This is a genomic window from Kitasatospora sp. NPDC001159 (assembly GCF_053598235.1).
Map to the genome: position 1 here is coordinate 1 of NZ_JBSFJV010000247.1, position 2,464 is coordinate 2,464.

Annotated in this window: 5 protein-coding genes; 2 read left to right on the top strand and 3 right to left on the bottom strand. The window is 72.8% G+C overall.

The window, feature by feature from the left end; all coding sequences use genetic code 11:
* The 3 genes from ACWC9T_RS41505 to ACWC9T_RS41515 form a co-directional block, all read right to left on the bottom strand.
* On the bottom strand, positions 1 to 339 hold a 339-nt coding region (locus tag ACWC9T_RS41505), incomplete at its 3' end, for an Asp23/Gls24 family envelope stress response protein (RefSeq protein WP_449826201.1).
* The gene (locus ACWC9T_RS41510; RefSeq protein ID WP_449826202.1) at positions 336 to 521 is read right to left on the bottom strand and encodes a hypothetical protein; all 186 of its coding nucleotides are present in this window, start codon (positions 519 to 521) and stop codon (positions 336 to 338) included. The genes ACWC9T_RS41510 and ACWC9T_RS41505, both read right to left, overlap by 4 nt.
* Positions 522 to 611: 90 nt before the next feature.
* Positions 612 to 1,082, bottom strand: coding sequence for an Asp23/Gls24 family envelope stress response protein (locus ACWC9T_RS41515; RefSeq protein ID WP_449826203.1), 471 nt, complete (start codon positions 1,080 to 1,082; stop codon positions 612 to 614).
* 156 nt (positions 1,083 to 1,238) lie between these two features.
* On the opposite strand from ACWC9T_RS41515, the gene ACWC9T_RS41520 reads away from it, so the two are divergent.
* On the top strand, positions 1,239 to 1,916 hold the full coding sequence (locus ACWC9T_RS41520; protein WP_449826204.1) for an RNA polymerase sigma factor: 678 nt from the start codon (positions 1,239 to 1,241) through the stop codon (positions 1,914 to 1,916).
* Positions 1,907 to 2,464, top strand: a 558-nt coding sequence (locus tag ACWC9T_RS41525; RefSeq protein ID WP_449826205.1) for a hypothetical protein, incomplete at its 3' end; no start/stop codon positions are given. The genes ACWC9T_RS41520 and ACWC9T_RS41525, both read left to right, overlap by 10 nt.

Genomic DNA, 2,464 nt, shown 5'->3' on the forward strand with positions numbered 1-2,464 from the left:
GCCGCCACTGCCCTCGGGGCTGAGGCGGCGGATCGCGAGGGCGACTTCGGTGACCTCGAGTCCGGTCAGGTGGCCCACGCGCTGGGTCACCTGGCGTTGCAGTTCGCGGGCGGCTGCGGCGAGGTCGATCGGATACGGCAGCTCGACGGCCAGCCTGATGCGGGCGGAGCCGCCGTGGACGTGGGCCGAGGCGTCGGGGGTCGGCGGTGCGGGCCGTGCGGGGCCGTACGGCTGTGTGAGGAGGGCCTCCCGGCCGGCTCGCGCGGCGATCCTGGCCACCACGCGGTCCGGGATGACGGTGGCGCCGCGCTCATGTGCCGCGACGGGTTGCGGGGTCATCGGCGCCGGTCCTCGGAACGGGGCCGACGCCAGTCCCTGATGTCCTCGCCCTCCAGGAGGCGCCCGACGACGAGGCCGACCACGCCGAGGACGAGGACCAGGAGGAAGGCCCAGAAACCTCCGAAGTACCCGGCGAATCCCAGCGCCATTCCCGCGAGCAGACCGATTGCGGCTGTGCTCATCTCACATGCTCCTTGCTCGGTGTCACCCGGGCCGCCCCGATCACGCTGCAACGTCCCGGCAGCGGCGGTGCGGGGCCGGGCGGCTGCGGGTCAGGCGACGCGGCTCTCGGTGTCCTCGTCCTCGTCGGGGAGGTGGACGTCGTCGACGGCGATGTTCACCTCCACGACCTCCAGGCCGGTCAGGCGTTCCACTGCCGAGATGACACTGACGCGCACGTCGCCCGCCAGTTCGGTGATGGGGATGCCGTACTCGACGACGACGACGAGGTCGACGGCGGCCTGGCGCTCGCCCACCTCGACCTTCACGCCGCCCCTGACGCTCGCCCGTCCCCCGCCCGGAACGCGTTCACGTACCGCGCCTATGGTGCGGGACATCCCGGCTCCCAGCGCGTGGATGCCGGGAACGTCCCGCGCGGCGGTGCCCACGATCTTCTCCACGACGCTGTCGGCGATGGTCGTCTTCCCCCGCTCCTCAGGCGCCCGGTCCGCGCCGACGCGACCCTGCAGGCCGTCCTCCGGGCGTCCGCTGCCCTGCGGGAAATTACTGGACGTGTCCGTCATGGCAAGCCTCCTTGACCTCGCACGGTGCGAACCCGGCCGGGCCCGCTAACTGTTGGACGCCGCCCGCACGAAATCCTCACACCTCCGGCATGACTTTCCGGATAACGGACAGGCGAGAAGAGGAGGGGCATTCAGCATCGGCGACCGGACGCCACGATGAGCACAGCGCAGACCCACACCACCGCCGACTTCCGCGAGCGGCCTCCCCTACCGCCCGCCCGACACGACCGCCTGGCCGCGCCCTGGCGCCTGCCGTCCCGGTCCACCGCAACCCGCCTGGACCGCACCGGCCCGGTCAGCGACCGGCTCCTCGCGGTCCGCGCAGCGGAGGGCGACGACGGCGCCTTCGCCGTCCTGGTCGGCCGCCACAGCGCCGCCCTCCCCACCCTCGCCCGTCACCTGACCGGCAACCGGCAGGACGCCGAGGACATGGTGCAGGAGTCCCTCCTCAGCGCGTGGAGGCGGCTGCCGGACTTCCGGGGCGATGCCGCGTTCCGCACCTGGCTCTACCGCATCGTCACCAACCGCTGCCTCAGCCTCCTGCGCAGCCGTCCCCCGCCCCCCGCACCCCTCGACATCCAGCCCGAACCCGCAGCCTTCCCCACGCTCGGAGCCCCGGAGGAGGTGGCGGAGGCCCGCGCCGCCACACGCGCACTCGCCCACGCACTGGCCGGCATCGACCCCGGCCAGAGGGCCTGCTGGATCCTGCGCGAACTGCACGACATGCACTACGGCGAGATCGCACGGACCCTCGGCATCAGCGAGCAGACGGTGCGCGGCAGGCTGTTCCGCGCACGCCGATCCCTGGCGGAGGCGATGGACCCATGGCGCTAGAACACCGCCCACCCCGCGCAGCCGACCCGACACCGACAGGGCCTGGCAACGGCCGGACCCAGGACAGTCCCGACGACCGCGCCGACGCCGACAAGCAGCGCCTCCTGCGTCAGGCCACCGAGGCCCTGCGCGCCCAGGGACCCGGCAGCTGGAGCACGGCCCTGCCCGGGCGGGTCATGCGCGCGGTACGAGCCGAACACCGACGAGGACGACAGCTCTCCCGTGGCGACCCCGCCCACGGACATCACATCGACGAGAACACCGCAGCCAAAGCACTGCGCAGCGCCGCCGACAACGCCGGCACGGCCCTGGCCGGCAGCTGCCGCCTCACACCCACCGCCGACGGCAGAACCATCCACGCGACCATGACCCTCACCGCCGACCCGTCCCGCCCACTGCTCCCCCAGGCCGACCAGGTCCGCCAGGCCGTCCTGCACAACGCACAACACACCCTGGGCCTCGCCGTCACACGCGTCGACATCACCATCGACGACCTCCACACCCCGACCACGCCCTCCACCCCTGACCGCGATGCCATGTGCCACGAC